At 57.4% G+C, this 16,311-nt stretch carries 15 protein-coding genes and 1 pseudogene; 12 read left to right on the top strand and 4 right to left on the bottom strand.

From position 1 onward, the window contains the following. Positions 1-3: 3 nt before the first annotated feature. Entirely contained in the window at positions 4-426 is a 423-nt protein-coding gene (locus tag ACEN2R_RS10450; RefSeq protein WP_442042075.1) for a class I SAM-dependent methyltransferase, read from the top strand. On the opposite strand, the gene ACEN2R_RS10445 is transcribed toward ACEN2R_RS10450, so the two are convergent. Next, the gene (locus ACEN2R_RS10445; RefSeq protein ID WP_442041932.1) at positions 415-1,344 is read right to left on the bottom strand and encodes a LysR substrate-binding domain-containing protein; all 930 of its coding nucleotides are present in this window, start codon (positions 1,342-1,344) and stop codon (positions 415-417) included. The genes ACEN2R_RS10450 and ACEN2R_RS10445 overlap by 12 nt on opposite strands. Before the next feature lie 114 nt (positions 1,345-1,458). Between ACEN2R_RS10445 and ACEN2R_RS10440 the strand changes: the two genes are divergently transcribed. After that, positions 1,459-2,109, top strand: a complete 651-nt coding sequence (locus ACEN2R_RS10440; RefSeq protein ID WP_442041930.1) for a peroxiredoxin — start codon at positions 1,459-1,461, stop codon at positions 2,107-2,109. Positions 2,110-2,168: 59 nt separating this feature from the next. After that, the gene (locus tag ACEN2R_RS10435; RefSeq protein ID WP_442041928.1) at positions 2,169-2,651 is read left to right on the top strand and encodes a CIA30 family protein; all 483 of its coding nucleotides are present in this window, start codon (positions 2,169-2,171) and stop codon (positions 2,649-2,651) included. A gap of 207 nt (positions 2,652-2,858) precedes the next feature. Here the strand turns inward: ACEN2R_RS10435 and ACEN2R_RS10430 are convergent, their stop codons facing one another. Together ACEN2R_RS10430 and ACEN2R_RS10425 are read right to left on the bottom strand one after the other, a co-directional pair. Further along, on the bottom strand, positions 2,859-4,439 hold the full coding sequence (locus ACEN2R_RS10430) for a cryptochrome/photolyase family protein (protein ID WP_442041926.1): 1,581 nt from the start codon (positions 4,437-4,439) through the stop codon (positions 2,859-2,861). A gap of 294 nt (positions 4,440-4,733) precedes the next feature. Then, positions 4,734-6,386, bottom strand: coding sequence for a glycosyltransferase family 39 protein (locus ACEN2R_RS10425; protein WP_442041924.1), 1,653 nt, complete (start codon positions 6,384-6,386; stop codon positions 4,734-4,736). Between the two features lie 268 nt (positions 6,387-6,654). Between ACEN2R_RS10425 and ACEN2R_RS10420 the strand changes: the two genes are divergently transcribed. From ACEN2R_RS10420 to ACEN2R_RS10380, 9 genes and pseudogenes are all read left to right on the top strand, one after another. Next, positions 6,655-8,493 (top strand): hypothetical protein, encoded by a 1,839-nt coding sequence (locus ACEN2R_RS10420; RefSeq protein WP_442041922.1) that lies wholly within the window; start codon positions 6,655-6,657, stop codon positions 8,491-8,493. A gap of 374 nt (positions 8,494-8,867) precedes the next feature. Next, positions 8,868-9,635 carry a glucose-1-phosphate cytidylyltransferase gene (gene rfbF, locus ACEN2R_RS10415; RefSeq protein ID WP_442041920.1) on the top strand — a complete coding sequence of 256 codons (768 nt, stop codon included), beginning with the start codon at positions 8,868-8,870 and terminating at the stop codon, positions 9,633-9,635. After that, positions 9,596-10,717 (top strand): CDP-glucose 4,6-dehydratase, encoded by a 1,122-nt coding sequence (rfbG, locus tag ACEN2R_RS10410; protein ID WP_442041918.1) that lies wholly within the window; start codon positions 9,596-9,598, stop codon positions 10,715-10,717. Before rfbF ends, rfbG begins: the two co-directional genes overlap by 40 nt. Beyond that, positions 10,714-11,256 carry a dTDP-4-dehydrorhamnose 3,5-epimerase family protein gene (locus tag ACEN2R_RS10405; protein WP_442041916.1) on the top strand — a complete coding sequence of 181 codons (543 nt, stop codon included), beginning with the start codon at positions 10,714-10,716 and terminating at the stop codon, positions 11,254-11,256. Before rfbG ends, ACEN2R_RS10405 begins: the two co-directional genes overlap by 4 nt. Further along, positions 11,253-12,479 (top strand): methyltransferase domain-containing protein, encoded by a 1,227-nt coding sequence (locus ACEN2R_RS10400; protein WP_442041914.1) that lies wholly within the window; start codon positions 11,253-11,255, stop codon positions 12,477-12,479. Before ACEN2R_RS10405 ends, ACEN2R_RS10400 begins: the two co-directional genes overlap by 4 nt. After that, the gene (locus tag ACEN2R_RS10395) at positions 12,479-13,315 is read left to right on the top strand and encodes an NAD-dependent epimerase/dehydratase family protein (RefSeq protein WP_442041912.1); all 837 of its coding nucleotides are present in this window, start codon (positions 12,479-12,481) and stop codon (positions 13,313-13,315) included. Before ACEN2R_RS10400 ends, ACEN2R_RS10395 begins: the two co-directional genes overlap by 1 nt. Further along, positions 13,312-14,082, top strand: coding sequence for a cephalosporin hydroxylase family protein (locus ACEN2R_RS10390; protein ID WP_442041911.1), 771 nt, complete (start codon positions 13,312-13,314; stop codon positions 14,080-14,082). The genes ACEN2R_RS10395 and ACEN2R_RS10390 overlap by 4 nt, the downstream gene beginning before the upstream one ends. Before the next feature lie 4 nt (positions 14,083-14,086). Continuing rightward, positions 14,087-14,926 carry a glycosyltransferase family 2 protein gene (locus ACEN2R_RS10385; protein ID WP_442041909.1) on the top strand — a complete coding sequence of 280 codons (840 nt, stop codon included), beginning with the start codon at positions 14,087-14,089 and terminating at the stop codon, positions 14,924-14,926. Beyond that, positions 14,913-15,230: pseudogene (locus tag ACEN2R_RS10380) on the top strand (GtrA family protein); the annotation flags it as partial. The gene ACEN2R_RS10385 and the pseudogene ACEN2R_RS10380, both read left to right, overlap by 14 nt. Here the strand turns inward: ACEN2R_RS10380 and ACEN2R_RS10375 are convergent. Then, positions 15,162-16,298, bottom strand: a complete 1,137-nt coding sequence (locus ACEN2R_RS10375; RefSeq protein WP_442041907.1) for a glycosyltransferase family 2 protein — start codon at positions 16,296-16,298, stop codon at positions 15,162-15,164. The pseudogene ACEN2R_RS10380 and the gene ACEN2R_RS10375 overlap by 69 nt on opposite strands. Positions 16,299-16,311: the final 13 nt, after the last annotated feature.

Genomic DNA, 16,311 nt, shown 5'->3' with positions numbered 1-16,311 from the left:
AGGATTGACCATGCCATTTTCGGAACAGGAGTTTTTCCTGGTGTTCGCCCAGTACAATCTGGCGGTCTGGCCGATGCCGCGCATGCCTTCGATGGGGGGCCGTTCGACGCGATATGTGCGATCAATGTGCTGCACCTTGTCGATGACCTGCCCGATATGCTGGCCCGGATTTACGACCAGTTGCAGCCGGGCGGTCAACTGATCAGCAAGACCTGGTGCTTTGCCGATATGAAGCTGAGGCTGCGCGCGCTTTTTCCGCTGCTTCGGGTCTTTGGCATGTTCCCGACCGCCACCTCGCTTGGTGTGTCCCGGCTCAGGCAGGCCATTCTTGACGCGGGTTTCGAGATTGTCGAAGAGCGCATCTTTGGCGGCTATTCTCAGAACCCCTATATTGTCGCCCGCAAACCAGCCCCGTTATCCGCTTGAGCCGGCCTGCTGTTCCGGCGGCACCCGCAGGCTTTCCCTTGCCTGCCGGAACAGGGCCGCGATCCGGCGAAAGTGCGGCGCATGTGGTGATGTTGCGCGCCAGCCCAGCACGACGCGGCGCGGGCAGGCGCGGGGCAGGGGGGTCAATGCAATGTCATGACCGCGCGCAATGCCCGCATCCACGCCAAGCTGCGGCAAAAGGGTGATGCCCAGCCCCTCTTCCACCATGGAAATCAGCGTTGGCAGGCTGGTTGCGGAAAAGGCATCGCCCGGCGGCGTGCCCATTTCGGCATAGGCCTCTAGGGCGTGGCGTTGCAGGCAGTGCCCCTTTTCAAGCAGCAAAAGCGAAGCCTTTGCCAGTTTTTGGCCGGTCACATTGCGGCTGCCGGACAGGGGATGACCGATGGGCGTGGCAAGCTGGTATCCATCCTCGAACAGCAATTCCGTCTCGATGTTGCCGATCGCATGGGGCAGCGCCACGAGGATCAGATCCAGCCGGCCCTCGGCAAGGCCGGCAACGAGCGATTCCGTTATTTCCTCGCGCAGGAACAGTCGCTGATCCGGCCATGCCTTGCGCAGCAGGGGCAGGGCGCGCGGCACAAGGAACGGACCGACCGTTGGGATGGCCCCCAGCCGCAGGTCGCCTTGCAGGGTGCCCGCCTGCGCGTGGGCGAGGGTCTCGATGTCGGCTACGTCGTTCAGGACCACCCTGGCCCGCCGCACCATCTCGACCCCCAGCGGGGTCAGCATGACCGACCGCTTGGACCGTTCGGCAAGGGGCACGCCAAGCCGTTCCTCGAGTTCTTTCAATCCGGTTGACAGGGTGGGCTGGGTCACATGGCACAGCTCTGCCGCACGCGAGAAATTCAGCGTGTCCGAAAGCGCCACGAGGAAGCGAAGCTGGCGAAGAGTGGTCATCAAAGGGCCATTGATAGTTTTTTTGAATTACTATCAGTCTTACAATCAATTTCAACTATATAAGGCGCTGCGATATCCCATGGTCATCGAAACACGAACCCCCAAGAGGATATCATGACCGAAGCAACCCAAATCCCCGCTGGCCTGCCACGGATGAACGAGCCCGCCCCCGATTTTACCGCCCTGACCACACATGGCATGAAATCCTTGGCGGATTACAAAGGCAAATGGCTGATCCTGTTTTCGCACCCGGCGGATTTCACCCCGGTCTGCACCACGGAGTTCACGGCCTTTGCCCGCCGTGCCGATGATTTTGCCGCGTTGAATACCGAACTTCTGGGTCTGTCGATCGACAGCCACTATGCGCATATTGCCTGGGTCCGGTCGATCAAGGAAAGCTTTGGCGTGGATATCAAATTCCCGATCATCGCCGATCTGGACATGAAGGTGGCGCAAGCCTACGGCATGATCCAGCCCGGCGCGTCCGACACGCAGGCCGTGCGCGCGACCTTTGTCATCGACCCCGAAGGCAAGCTGCGGGCGATGGTCTATTATCCGATGACCAATGGCCGGTCGGTTGATGAGTTCCTGCGTCTGGTCAAGGCGCTGCAAACCTCGGTCGAGCATAAGGTATCGACGCCGGAAAACTGGCATCCGGGCGAGGCGGTGATCGTGCCGACCCCGCAGACGACGGAGGCCGCCGATGCCCGCATGACCGAAGGTCTGGATACGGTGGATTGGTATTTCACGACCAAGATGCTGTGATCTGAGCGCGGCGCAGCCCATGTGCCCGACCCGTAAAGGGCCGGGCACATGCGGCGGACATGATGGTGGAGGATTTCAAAGTGCAGCCCGAGACCCGGTGGCGGTTCTTTGCGGATACGGTGATGGGCGGCGTGTCTACGGGGCAGGTCGACTTTGTGCAGGAAGACGGCCAGACCCATGCGCATCTGACAGGCCGTGTCAGCACCGAAAACAACGGTGGATTCATCCAGATCCGGCTGGATCTGCCCGACCCGCCACCCGAGGGAACCGCGGGTGTAAGACTGATTGTGCGCGGCAATGAACAGCAGTACTTTGTGCATCTGCGCACCAAAGGCACGCTGCTTCCGTGGCAATACTATCAGGCGGGGTTTATGGTGACACGCGACTGGGCCGAGGTTCGCCTGCCGTTCGACACCTTCGTACGGTCTGGCACGCTGTTGCGGGCTGTGCCCCGCGCGGGCAGTCTGACCTCGATCGGAATTGTCGCCTATGGCCGGGATCATGACGCCGAAATCGACGTGCGCGAGGTAGGGTTCTACTGATCCGCAAACCGCAGAGGCAGACATCCCGGACCCGATCTTTCATCTTTGGCCCGCCGCCATGGCGAAGGGCATGATGCGCCCCGCATTCAGGGTCTGTTCAGTTAGAATTTGGCCGCGCCGTGTCCTTGCCCCGCAAGAGGGATTGAAGGGTGTAGATCAGGATTGCGGCCCCCTGTTTTTGACGCGGCGCTGATCCGGGGTTTCGGTTTACCAGCCGTTGTCAAGGCGGGGTTGCTGTGGACCGTTATAGGCGCTCTGGCCTTCGTCCTGTTGCGCCAGAAAGTCTGCGGCAGAGCGCAGGATGTCGGCCCGGCGGGCGGGGTCCATCCTTTGCAGGGTTCGATAGCTCATGGCCATGCGCGGGTTGCGCGCCAGAACGGCCTCGTTCCCGATCATGAAATTCCAGTAAAGGTAATTGAACGGGCAGGCCTTCGGGCCGATTTTCAGTTTCGGGTCATAGGCGCAGCCTGTGCAGTAATCCGACATCCGGTCGATATAGGCCCCGGACGCGGCATAGGGTTTTGATCCGGTGCGCCCGCCGTCGGCATGCAGGACCATTCCGTGCACATTCGGCAGTTCCACCCAGTCGAACGCGTCGATATAGACGGCCAGATACCATTCCTCTATCTGCGCGGGGGCTATGCCGGTCAGAAGGGCGTAATTGCCGGTGACCATCAGGCGCTGGATGTGATGCGCATAGGCGTTGCGGCGCGTGGTGCCGATGCAGTCGGCCATGCACCGCATCGACGTCTGGCCCGTCCAGTAGAACGCGGGCAGGTCGCGGCCTGCATCAAGGTGGTTGGTTTGCGCATATCCGGGCATTTCGGTCCAGTAGATGCCGCGCACGAATTCGCGCCATCCAAGGATCTGGCGCACGAAGCCCTCGACCGCGTTCAATGGCGCGTTCCCTGCGTGATAGGCGGCCTCGGCGCGGGCGCAGACCTCGGGCGCGGTCAGCAGTCCGCAGTTCAGATAGGGCGAGATCAGTCCGTGAAACAGGAAATCCTCGCCGGTTTTCATCGCATCCTGATAATCGCCAAATCCCGGCAGGCAATCGGTGATGAAATGGTCCAGCGCGGCAAGGGCATCTGTGCGGGTCACGGCCCAGCCGAAGGGCTGTAAATCACCGAAATGATCGCCAAACCGCGCCTCGACCAGCGTCATGACGGCGCGGGTGATGTCGTCGGGGGCAAAGCGGCGGCGCGGCGGTGGAACAACCCCGCGGGGCAGCGATTTCCGGTTGTCGCGGTCAAAGTTCCACTGGCCGCCTTCGGGGGCGGCACCTGCCATCAGGATGGTCGTTCGGCGGCGCATCTCGCGATAGAAATACTCCATCTTGGTGGTCTTTCGCGCGGCGGTCATGCGGGCAAAGTCGTCGCGCGTGCAAAAGAACCGGTCATCGTCGCGGATCTCGACCGGCAGGGCGAAGGCGGTGCGCCAGTCTTGCATCATCTGCCAGACCCGCCATTCACCGGGTTCGGTGACGACCACCATGTCAGGGGTGTGGCGGGCAATGGCGCGGGCAAGTTCGCCGGTGAAACTGTGGGTGTTGTTCGGATCGTCAAGCGTGACGTAGTCAACCCTGATGCCTTGCGCGGTCAGGTCTTTGGCAAAATGGCGCATGGCCGACAGCAGAAAGGCGATCTTTTGCTTGTGGTGGCGGACATAGCGGGTTTCCTCGGCGACCTCGACCATCAGAACCACATCGCGGTCCGGGTCGAGATCTGACAGCGATGACAGCGCGCGCGTCAGCTGATCGCCCAGAACAAAGCGCAATCGCCCGCTCATGTTCGGGCCTGTTGTGCAGTGACTGTCATGAAGTCACCGTGGATTATCGACTTGCCTGCCATCACTGTCTCCGGCTTTGTGCGGATACATGGACCGGTTTGCGCCCCGATCAAGGAAGCGTGGGTGATTGTGGGTTATTATCAGACAAGAGCCGGTTTGGCTTTGGTAACATAAAACGGATTATACGAATCCCATGTTGTAGCCGCAAAACCATCCCGACATACTGCGGACATCTGCAAATCCAAGGGATACGCCAATGGCGTCTCTTGAATGACATATCATCCGCACTGCTTGCTAGAAGCGGCCAAAAAGCGGACGAGTCGGAGGAATGGCATCAGGCATTGGAACGTCAAGGACGAGCGTGGCGCCTGTTCTTGATGAAACCGCATGATGCCCTTTGGAGAGCGTGATCTTGCCGCCAGCAGGAATGCTTTGCCCATCAATTGCAAGATCACCCCCGCCGTTGATCCGGTAGTTGCCAGATAGAACGACATCTATTCCCTTGTCCGACGGAAGGATCGTTTTACCCGGCACATAGAGCGGCCCCCAGAATGGCGCATAGTTGTTTTTAAGGGTGGCCAGGTCTTCGGGCAGAAGCCCCAATATCCCGACGACGGGATTATCCGCCGAAAGCAGATGAAGGTTAAGGCGCCAGTTGTTGGCTAGAATAAATTGCGGCGCGTCCCGTTCAAGAATGTCCTGCATGACCGGCCGCGCATGGTTCCGGTAATCTGTCATGCCCCACTGGCTCATGAAGGGGCCGCGCTTGGCCATCGAGGGCACCATCGACCTTGCGTCGATGTAGGTGGTCGAGGGGGCAAACAGTTTGTGGATCACGTCAAGCGTAAGACGTTGTTGTGCAAGCGGTTGTTGCAATGCATTGGCAAAGACAATGCCGCCCGACAAAAGCATCGCCAATACAAGGGCCGACAGGACGGGCCCGCCAAAGCGCCGCAGCAGATCATCAAACGCGAGGCTGGCAACAACCATGACCGGTGCCAGAACGAACGGGTAGAAATAGGGATAGAAGTCCCGATAGAACACTGGACTAAGAAGCGGCGTCAGAAGCGCAAGCGCATAGAGCCCCGCCCCCCTTTCAGAGCGACTGCGCAGGCGGCGAACGGCCCCCGCTGCTCCGATCATGACAATAATGACCAGCAGGATGTTTTGCCGAATGGCCAAGCTGGCGTAATTTTTGAACACGGCATAATCGACCGTACCAAGCGTCGCCCCCGTGGTGCGGTCCAGAAATGCCAAGGGCGAAGCGATTTGATCAAACGAAAGCGCATGAGCCGCGATCAGACCGACAAAGCTGATCAAGGCCGTTATCCCCCCTGTCGCGAGCAACGTCAGGCCATATGTGAAAGACCGCGCCCTTGTGCCGCGGATCACCGTGATGATGATCAAAGCGGGAATAAAGAACACGGCCTTGATCGTGAAAAACCCGGCCAGCCCCGCAAGGCTGCCAGCCACTATCGCCTGCCGGGGCCGCAATACGCCCGAAATGGACAGCGAAAGCGCGCACATCATCGCGCAGGCCGCCAATGGATCGGTCCTGAGCGATACGCCGTGACGAAGTGTGAAACTGAAAACCCAATAGCTGAGCACGGCAAACAGCGCGGCCTCGAACGACGCGAGCGCATGTGCCGTCCGGTAGATCGCAAGTGATGTGAGTATGCCTGCGCCAAAGACCAGAACACGCGCTGCGATGATCTGATCCACCTCATTGCCCGAAACATAGGGCACCCAGTGCAGCAGGTGTATGAATCCGGTCTGCAATAGCTCGCGCAGTTCACCACGCTGATGATCGTAAAGCATGGACAGGTTGAGAAACTCGTCCCAATTGACCTCGAATGTGAAGAGCATGACAAAGCGCATGGCCGCAACGCCGAGCAACGCCATGACGAGGATCATTCGTATCGAGGGTTGTGCGGACCAGATCGGCATTTTCAACTATCCTTTGAACACAAATCGTTTCTGCAGGATAAATCACAAGCCGGCTATCGGAAAAAGCACCGCAAACGCCGGAAGGCAGGTGCTGGCTTCGTTCGTCTACGCCCAGATTATTCGATTTCGGTGCAAACCTTTTATGCTTTAGTCTCGTCATGCGATGTATCAGAAGCCTAACGGCAAAGTTTATAAAGAACCGGCCAAAACCCTGTTGCCACCACTGGTCGAGATATTTCAGAACGTGATAAAAAAGAAGGCCGTTTAAATGAACCCTCCTCGCCTTGCTCCACCCTATGCAGAGCTATTTTCGCTACTGGTTCTGCTGGCCGGCTTGTCCTATGTCATTTTCATGCGGCTGGCGTTTTCCGCGGATATATATGCCGCAGAACTGACCGGCTATGTTCGAATGGGGTGCGGGACCGCGCTTGTTATCGGTTTCGGATATTTGATCCGGGAACCGGGGGCCCGTCCATACGGATTGCTTTTGTTGCTGTGTGCCGCGCTGATAATGGACCTCGTGTTTTTCGGCCTTTTTGCCTTGGTTGCGGCCGGGCTGGCCGCCGTCTCTATTTGGCGAAACAGCAATCTGCGCCCGGCTCAGGGGATCGCTCTGTTTGCGCTGGCTTTGTTGCTCTTGTTTTTCAACCTCAATGGACATGCGGCAACAATCTGGCTGCCATTGCTGCCCGAACTGGTGGCATCGAACCGGGCGCCGATGGATATGCTGTTCCATGTCGCGTTGGCTAAAATGCTTGGCTCTTACGGGGTGGTGTCCCTTGGGATCGACGGAGTCGTGCCATTCAACTATCACGCGTTGAACCATCTGTTGGTGGCCGGTCAGGCGCGCGGCTTTGGCCTGTCTGTCGAGGCCGTGTTCGGTTCCTTCTATCCACTGTTTGCAACGCCGTTGCTCACTTATGCGGTTTTGTCTCTCATGGGCAGGTTGCGATTGTTGCAAGGCCCCTATCCATTTATTGCCTTTCTCGGCGACTTGGGATGGGTGTTCATCATCATGTCCATCGGGCTCTGGCAGGCCTTTGCCTCGGAAACCTATGCAGCCTCGCTTTTGCTGATTTTTGCCATTCTCCATATTCTGGTCAACGTGCAATTGCGCAGATCGGTGGGCCCCTGGGATATCCTGATCCTGGCGGGCTTGGTGCTTTTGTGCAGCCTTGTGAAAATGCCCAGCGGGTTTGGCGCGATGGCGCTGGTTGGCAGCTTTTTCGTGGTGCGGGGCGGGTGGCGCCCTTTGGGTTTCGGGCTGGGAACTTTGTCAGCCGGCCTGCCCTTTGCGATCTCAATGCTTTATTTCTTGTCCGGTCCCGGAACGCTGGGCGTGCCTGTCGAACCCTTCGTCTTCCTTTTCAAAGATCCGCAATTCAGTATTCCGTCTCTGGTTCTTGTGGGGATCCTGCTATGGTGGCAATTCCGGCACCAGACAAAACCGACCGCCCTCGCCCCGCTGACACAGGCCTGTCTGTGGGCCTCGCTGGCGCTGGTGGTGGTTTCTGCAATCTTCAATGCAGGGGCAGGATCGACGGCATACTTCATCAACCAGATCATCTGGCTGTTTCTACCGGTCATGGCCTTGATGACGCCCGCACACCGGTTCCGCGGGGGTCTGTCCTGGGCTCTGCTCGTCGTGGTGGCTTTGCTGAGCGTTGTGAAGCTGGATAGACGGCTGCTGCGGGCCTTTGAACCCGATCTGTTGCTAAGTCGCACATGGGTCTCGGAAACCCCAACGGGAAAGATCCGCGAATACGTGCAGGATCAAAATGCGTTGATTGACGGCATTTTTGTTGATCACCAGGTCCACGAATTTTGGGATGGCTCCCCGAATTGCCGGGCAGCACCTATGGGCCTTGTGGCGGCAACCGGGATACCGATGCTGCAGGGCCATCCCCCGACCGACCGCTGCCCCCGCAACGACGGGCATGGATACCATGTCTATCCGGTGGATCGTGCGCTCGCCTCTCCCTTGCCTGAAAATGCGAACGAACGGGCAAGGGAACTGTGTCGTCGCGCGGCGACGCGGGGGATGAGTACTCTGCTTGATGTCCAGCCTGACAAGATGTCAGTCCTGCACTGCGACAACATCGAATGACCGCATCCCCGTTTCGCGGGACATTAGAGGTGGTTCCGGAAATCTGAACAGCCGGTGCCGCGTCTATTAAAGGCCGCGCCCGGTGTCGGATGCCGATCTGAAACTGATGCCCCGGATAGACAAGCTGCACATGGAAAACGCCGGAAACCTGTTCAAACAAACCGAACCGGTTCTATTTTACATTTGCGTCTCATCTGAAAGCAGACGACCCTGCGCGGACATCAGAAAGCGGGTGGTGGTGGCTACGATCTAAATTTGTCGGCTGCAAATATGGAAAATGAGTAGAATTATCTTCACTCTCATCCATTGGCTGAGTATTAAACTTACGAATAAACAGACCAATTTGTTATTTTTACCAGGGGGCTTTGACCCAAATGCGTGCAGTCATTCTTGCCGGCGGGTTCGGCACACGGATAAGCGAGGAATCCCACCTCAAGCCCAAACCGATGATCGAGATCGGAAACAAACCCATCCTGTGGCATATCATGAAGATTTATGCGGCACACGGGATCACTGATTTCGTGATTTGTTGCGGCTATAAGGGGTATGTCATCAAGGAGTATTTCGCCAATTACTTCTTGCATGCCTCGGACGTCACCTTTGATCTGAGCAATAACGAAATGAAGGTGCATCAGCGAAGTTCCGAGCCCTGGAAGGTAACCCTGATCGATACCGGTCAGGAAACGATGACCGGTGGCCGGCTGCTGCGCGTTCGCGATTATATCGACGACACGTTCTGCATGACCTATGGTGATGGGGTCTCGGATGTCGACATAAAAGCCTTGATCGGCTTCCACAGGCAGAACGATCGCGCTGCGACCGTCACCTGTGTTCAGCCGGCTGGCCGCTTCGGCTCGGTGGAACTGGAAAATGGCCTGGTGACTGATTTTCAGGAAAAGCCCGCCGGGGACGGTCGCTGGATCAGCGGTGGCTTTTTCGTGCTGGAACCCAGCGTCTTCGATTTCCTCGATGGGGACGAAACGGTCTGGGAGCTTGAGCCGATGAAACGGTTGGCGCAGAAAGGCGAATTGTCCGGCTACAAACATCACGGGTTCTGGGCGGCGATGGACACGCTGCGTGATCGGGTAAGCCTTGAAGAACAATGGGCAAGCGGCAAAGCACCCTGGCAGGTCTGGTCGTGAACAAGATGAGCTGGGCCGGAAGAAACGTCTTCATCACCGGGCACACCGGGTTTAAAGGATCGTGGCTTAGCCTGTTGCTTGGCGAACTTGGTGCCCATGTCTGGGGATACGCCCTTGCGCCAGCAACCGAGCCTGCGCTTTTTCACCAGGCAAAGATCGGGGAAACGATCCGCAATCATCAAATTGGCGACATTCGGGATATCGAGAAGCTGCAATCAGCGATTGTGACGAGCAGAGCAGATGTGATCTTTCATCTGGCGGCTCAGGCGCTGGTGCGGCCATCCTACGATAACCCGCTTGAAACCTGGTCCTCGAACCTGATGGGCACAGTCAATCTGATGGAGGCGGCCCGACGCGCGCAACAGCAGTCAGGCCGCCCGATGAGTGTCGTCGCAATCACTACGGACAAGGTTTATCACAATCACGAATGGGTCCACTCCTACCGAGAAAATGATCGTCTTGGTGGCAAGGACCCCTATAGCGCAAGCAAGGCCGCATGCGAGTTGGCGATCCATTCCTTTGCGGAATCCTTCGCGTCACCGGACCGGGTTCGCATCGCCTCAGCCCGGGCTGGCAATGTGATCGGCGGCGGCGACTGGGCAGAGGACCGGATCGTTCCCGACATGGTGCGCGCCTTGTCCCGGAATTGCCCCGTCGCGGTGCGAAACCCGCACGCCAGCCGCCCCTGGCAACATGTTCTCGACCCGCTAAACGGGTATCTGTGCCTTGCGGAGGCCCTTCTGTCCGCCACGCCAGATCAATTGCAGCACTTGAACACATTCAACTTCGGTCCAGAATCTTCGGACCATCGCTCGGTCGGCAACCTGGTGACACAGGGCTTGCGGCATTGGCCCGGATCATGGACGGACATCAGCGCCGCGCAAGGCTCCGCCCCGCATGAGGCGAACCTGCTGGCGCTGTCGATCGACAAGGCCCGGCATGTTCTGGGCTGGTCCCCGGTCTGGTCCTTCGAGAAGGCCGTCGAGGCGACGATGGAATGGTATAAACGGGCGGATGAAGGGGCCGACATCCCGACGATCACCCAGGCACAGGTGACCCGGTTTGCACAGGACGCCCTATGAAATTCACTCCGCTCTCCCTGCCTGGAATAATACTCGTCACACTCGAACCGAATGGGGACGCGCGCGGCTCTTTTGCCCGGCTGTATTGTCAGGAAAAATGGGCAGAACAGGGGCTTTGCACGAACTGGGTGCAGATGAACCAATCCTGCAGCGCAAAGCGCGGCACGGCGCGGGGGCTGCATTTTCAACGCGAGCCCCAAAGCGAAATTAAAATGGTTCGCTGCACGCGCGGTTCGGTCATCGACTATTTCGTCGACCTGCGGCAAGGCGCGGCCACCTATGGCCAGTGGGGGTCCATTGAGCTGAATGCCGATGTTCCCAGCCTGATCTACATTCCCGAAGGGTTCGCGCATGGCTTTCAGACCCTCGCCGATGACACCAGTCTTCTTTATTGGCACTCCAGACCCTATAGTCCCGACCATCAGGGTGGAGTCCGGTTCGACGATGTCGGGATTGACCTTCCATTACCCGTTTCCGTTATTTCGGAAAGGGATTTATCCTTTGCCCCGATGGCAGAGCAGGAGCCGTTGACGCCATGAAATGCCGCCATTGTAACACCCCGCTCCGGCACATGTTCCTCGATTTGGGCGAAGCCCCTCCCTCGAACAACTACCTTGACGCACAGCAAGACCCGGAAAAGCAGATGGAGATCCCGCTGCGCATCCGGGTCTGCGACACATGTTGGCTGGTGCAAACCGAGGACTACGCGCGCTCGGACGAGCTTTTCACCGATGATTACGCCTATTTTTCCTCTACCTCGAAATCCTGGCTCGAACACGCCAGGATCTATTGTCAGGATATGACTGAACGCCTTGGACTGGATCAGGATAGCTTTGTGGTCGAACTGGCGTCAAACGACGGCTACTTGTTACGGAATTTTGTGGCGGCAGGGATCCCGTGCTTGGGGATCGAGCCCACATTAAGCACCGCCGAAGCCGCAAGACGGATTGGCGTGCCGACCGAACAGGTCTTCTTCGGGGCCGGATACGGGGCAAAGCTGGCGGCAGAGGGCCGAATGGCGGATCTGATTCTTGGCAACAACGTTTATGCCCATGTGCCTGATATCAATGATTTTACCCTTGGCATGGCCCGCGCGCTAAAGCCAAATGGCACGATAACATTGGAGTTTCCACATCTTCTGAAGATGATCCAGCATGGCCAGTTCGATACGGTTTACCACGAGCATTACTCCTATTTGTCGCTTGTCGCGGTCGAGCAGATCTTTGCAAGCCATGGGCTTCAGGTTTTTGATGTCGAGGAGATATTGTCCCACGGAGGAAGCCTGCGGGTCTTTGGTGGGCATACCGACCCCCAACGTCCAGTCCACAAAAGGGTTGATGAGCTGCGCAAAAAGGAGGCCGATTTCGGCCTGAACAGCCTGCCCCCATATCAGGGATTTCAGGCGCGCGCCGAGGCCACGCGGGACATGCTGCTTGAATTCCTGAATAAGGTAAAACAAAACGGCAGCAAAATCGCAGCCTATGGTGCCGCGGCCAAGGGTAACACCTTGCTGAATTTTTCCGGGGTCACGCCAGACCTGCTGCCTTTTGTCTGTGATGCGGCCGCGTCCAAGCAAGGCAAGCGTCTGCCGGGAAGCCTGATCCCCATATACCCGCCCGAAGCCTTGACCGACTACCAGCCTGACTATGTTCTGGTGCTGCCCTGGAACCTGATTGACGAAATTCTGGCCCAGCACAGTGAACTCCGGGCGCGTGGCACCCGCTTTGTCACGGCAGTACCCGACATCAAGGTCTACGAATAATGCGGGTCCTGCTGACCGGGGCGACCGGGTTTGTCGGACGTCAAATTCTGGCAGAGCTTACCGCGCGGGGCAGCAAGGTCCGCGCAATCGTCCGCGACCCGAAAGACTTGCCGCAAGAGACCGAGATCGTGGTTTCACCCGACATCTTTTCGGAAAGCGAAGCGTGGTGGCTGCAACAGATGGATGGCATCGACAGGGTCATCCACGCGGCCTGGTATGTGGAACCGGGTGCCTACCAACTTTCTCTCCGGAACCTCGATTGCCTGCAAGGCAGCCTGACCTTGCTCAAGGCATTCCTGTCTTCGGATGTGCCTCATTGGACCGGCTTGGGGACATGTTTCGAATACGCCTTTCAAACGGCGCCCCTGACGACCGAAGACCAGTTGGCGCCCCAGACACCCTATGCCGCCTGCAAGGTCAGCCTTGGCTTGACCGCAGTGGCTATGGCCGAGGCGGCTGGCAAGCGGGCGGCATGGTGTCGCTTGTTCTATCTGCATGGAGAGGGCGAGCATCCGGCGCGGCTTTTCCCGATGCTGCACACCGCCCTCGCCCGCGGCGAGACACTGGACCTGACAAGCGGGCATCAGGTTCGCGATTATATGGATGTTGCCGAGGCAGGTCGTCAAATTGTGTCGGCAAGCCTGGGCAAACATCAGGGAATGGCGAATATCTGCACCGGAACCCCCAGAACCGTCCGGAACATTGCGCAAGAAATTGCGGCACTGTATGGAGCGGAACATTTGTTGAATTTTGGTGCGCGACCCGAGAACCCGTCAGACCCCCCTTTTGTTGTGGGCATCCCGACATTTCAGGCTTTGCAGAGAGGAAGACCATGACAGACTTTGAACAGGAAACCGCCGAGCGGATCGCGTCCTATGAAATGGAGGAAGAGCTGAAGTCTGCTGCGCACAGCTTCATGGTTGCATCCACCAAGCCGAAATACTCCTACAACTTCTCGTTTCTCGGCAGACCGATCATCCAGTACCCGCAAGACATGGTCGCGGTGCAGGAACTGATCTGGAACATCCGCCCCGATCTGATCATAGAAACCGGAATCGCGCATGGCGGTTCTCTGGTCATGAGCGCCGCAATGTTGGCCATGATGGATATGTGCGACGCGATAGAAGCGGGGACATCCCTTGACCCTGCGGCGTCCCGGCGAAAGGTTCTGGGGATCGACATCGACATCCGCCCCCACAACCGGCAGGCTATCGACGCACATCCCATGCGCAGCCGGATTGAAATGATCCAAGGGTCAAGCATCGACCCCAGCATTGTGTCCCAGGTAAAGGATTTCGCGAAAGGCTACGAACGTGTCCTGGTGTTTCTTGACAGCAACCACACGCACGACCACGTTCTCGAAGAGCTTCGGGCATATGCGCCACTGACGTCGAAGGGCAGCTACTGCGTTGTTTTCGACACCATCATCGAAGACGTGGGGGAAGAGATGTATCCGGATCGCCCATGGGGCCCTGGCGACAATCCAAAGACTGCGGTGCACGCCTTTCTGAAAGAGAACGGCGATTTCGAAATCGACAGACAAATCGACTTGAAAATCCTGATCTCGGTCGCACCGAACGGGTTCCTGCGACGCCTTGGGTAAATCCATGATCGACCCTGCCAAAATCGACGTGTTCATCCCGGTCTACAACGACGTCCTGAATGTGGACCGGGCTGTTCGCTCTTGCCTTGCTCAAACCGGGGTGGATGTGCGGGTTTTGGTAAGCGATAACTGTAGCTCCGATGGCACGTTCGAGAAGCTTACGAAACTTGCCGCGCAGGACAGCCGGATCGTTCTTATGCAGAATGCAGAGAATATCGGGATGATAGCAAATATAAACCGGTTGTTCGACCTTGTAGAACGCCCCCATTACATTTTTCTTTGCAGCGACGACCACCTGATCGACGCTTCTGCCTTTTCGCGGGCGATTGCATTGATGGAAACCGACCCGGAAATCGTCAGTGTCTATTCCGACATCCAGTTCCAGGACGGTGCCGGACGCCCGATCATGAACAACCGGTTCCGCCGCGGGTCCGTTTTTGATCCCGAACAGACGTTCATCGCCTCTCTGGTCTCGACCCGAAATCGGTTTGGCATTCCTCTTCTTCACAAAAGGGATACCGGCCTGACCTTTCAGTATGCCGCCGACGCAAGCTATGCCTCGGATATTCTCCATAGCTATATGACGGCGCGTGGACGAAAATGCGGGCATATTCCATCCCTGGCCATCGCCAACACCTATTCCGGCGGCAATCTTACCCGCAGCCTGATGGGAAAGGCCTTGCGCGACTTTCGCCAGGCCGAACTGATATCAGGACTGCGCCTGTCACCGGGTCAGCGGATCATGCAAACCGTCAATTTCTGGCTGGTTCTCACCCAGAAATTTGTCTTCTTCCAAGTTGTGGTGCCATGGCGCCAACGCAAGACTGCCCATGCCCTGGATTAAAACCATCCACAACTCTGCCGCGATTGTCTTTCGCTTTTGCATCTTTGGTGCCCTGAACACTTTGCTGGGCTTCAGCATCTACGCAGGGCTGTCGTGGATCGGCCTGCATTTCACACTGGCGTCGCTGATCAGCCTGATCGTCGGCATCACTGTCGGACACTGGAGCAGCCGAAAACTGGTCTTTCGCAGCAGCAGCCGAAACTCGTTTATTCGATATGTCATTTTATGGGGCGGGCTATATTTTGTTAACGTCAGCCTTATCGCCCTTTTCATCAACTTCGGCTTCACCCAAATCTGGGCAGGTGCTGCCGCAGTCTTTATCGTCGTGCCTCTGTCCTTTGTTTTGCAGCGCGTTCTTGTGTTTTCCTCGTAGCGGCGAAGGCTCTCCTGGCCAGTATACAAGTCCGTCGGTCTCTGACAAAAATGGCGCATTGCGGGTCACTTCGATGATCGAAATCGGTCTGCGAAACACCTGACGGTAAACCCGGCCAAGATAGATACTGTTGATCCCGATGACCAACAACAGCACACTGAACTGAAGCAGCCCCAAAACGACGAGCGTGACAAAGCCTTCGGCCTGAATGTTTCCAAGCAACTTGCTGATAATATAAAAGCATGCCAGCGTCATGCTGACAAGGAATGCAAAGACAGAAACCCAAAGCGATATGTTCAAAGGCCGGATCGAGGATTGAAGGATCCCGTCGATCGCGATCGACGCATATTGTCGCAAAGAGAACTTTGTCTCCCCGGCCACTCGTGCGTCCCGATCAAAGGGAATCCCCTTTTGCCGGAACCCCAGATTCGAAATCAGGCCGCGCAAATAGGGCTCGGCATCATTGACCTGACAGACGATGTCGATCACACGCCGGTCTATCAGCCGAAAATCCCCGGCATTGACCGGGGTGTCGTCCTCGGACAACATATTGACAATGCGATAGAAAAATCCCCGTGTCGCCCGCATCAACAGACCTTCGCGACGCGACAGCCGGACGCCGTAAACCACCTTGTAGCCTTCGAGCCAGGCAGAGATGAAATCAAGGATCAACTCGGGAGGATCCTCAAGATCGCAATCGATTTGCACGCAGGCATCGCCCCGCGCAAGGGCATAGCCCGATATGATCGAACGCTGGAAACCGACATTTCGCGAAAAGCGGAACACCCTGAGATAAGGGCGACTTATTGCTGCTTGCTCCAGCACTGTGGCGGTCCCGTCAGAGCTGCAATTGTCGGTGAAAACAAGTTCCACCGAAAATCCGAACTTTGACCGTATGTCCTCTACCACCTTGTCGATGCGTTCGAGAAAAAAGGGTAAAGACACTTCCTCGTTATAGACGGGCACGAGGATCGTGATCAGTTTTTCCGTCGCCTGCATTAGAACCGTCCTC

It is taken from the genome of Pseudogemmobacter sp. W21_MBD1_M6 (assembly GCF_052119585.1).
GTDB lineage: Bacteria > Pseudomonadota > Alphaproteobacteria > Rhodobacterales > Rhodobacteraceae > JBGQOJ01.
Note: the sequence above shows the minus strand (reverse complement) of the source record. Positions and strands in the feature narration are given on the sequence as shown.

What these genes read in the sequence shown, in the direction of transcription:
- ACEN2R_RS10390 (WP_442041911.1), top strand. Translation starts at nt 13,312, where the DNA reads ATGACAGACTTTGAACAGGAAACCGCCGAGCGGATCGCGTCCTATGAA.
- rfbF (WP_442041920.1), top strand. Translation starts at nt 8,868, where the DNA reads ATGCGTGCAGTCATTCTTGCCGGCGGGTTCGGCACACGGATAAGCGAG.
- ACEN2R_RS10435 (WP_442041928.1), top strand. Translation starts at nt 2,169, where the DNA reads ATGATGGTGGAGGATTTCAAAGTGCAGCCCGAGACCCGGTGGCGGTTC.
- ACEN2R_RS10395 (WP_442041912.1), top strand. Translation starts at nt 12,479, where the DNA reads ATGCGGGTCCTGCTGACCGGGGCGACCGGGTTTGTCGGACGTCAAATT.
- ACEN2R_RS10425 (WP_442041924.1), bottom strand. Translation starts at nt 6,386, where the DNA reads ATGCCGATCTGGTCCGCACAACCCTCGATACGAATGATCCTCGTCATG.
- ACEN2R_RS10445 (WP_442041932.1), bottom strand. Translation starts at nt 1,344, where the DNA reads ATGACCACTCTTCGCCAGCTTCGCTTCCTCGTGGCGCTTTCGGACACG.
- ACEN2R_RS10400 (WP_442041914.1), top strand. Translation starts at nt 11,253, where the DNA reads ATGAAATGCCGCCATTGTAACACCCCGCTCCGGCACATGTTCCTCGAT.
- ACEN2R_RS10405 (WP_442041916.1), top strand. Translation starts at nt 10,714, where the DNA reads ATGAAATTCACTCCGCTCTCCCTGCCTGGAATAATACTCGTCACACTC.
- ACEN2R_RS10420 (WP_442041922.1), top strand. Translation starts at nt 6,655, where the DNA reads ATGAACCCTCCTCGCCTTGCTCCACCCTATGCAGAGCTATTTTCGCTA.
- ACEN2R_RS10385 (WP_442041909.1), top strand. Translation starts at nt 14,087, where the DNA reads ATGATCGACCCTGCCAAAATCGACGTGTTCATCCCGGTCTACAACGAC.
- ACEN2R_RS10440 (WP_442041930.1), top strand. Translation starts at nt 1,459, where the DNA reads ATGACCGAAGCAACCCAAATCCCCGCTGGCCTGCCACGGATGAACGAG.
- ACEN2R_RS10375 (WP_442041907.1), bottom strand. Translation starts at nt 16,298, where the DNA reads ATGCAGGCGACGGAAAAACTGATCACGATCCTCGTGCCCGTCTATAAC.
- ACEN2R_RS10430 (WP_442041926.1), bottom strand. Translation starts at nt 4,439, where the DNA reads ATGAGCGGGCGATTGCGCTTTGTTCTGGGCGATCAGCTGACGCGCGCG.
- rfbG (WP_442041918.1), top strand. Translation starts at nt 9,596, where the DNA reads ATGGGCAAGCGGCAAAGCACCCTGGCAGGTCTGGTCGTGAACAAGATG.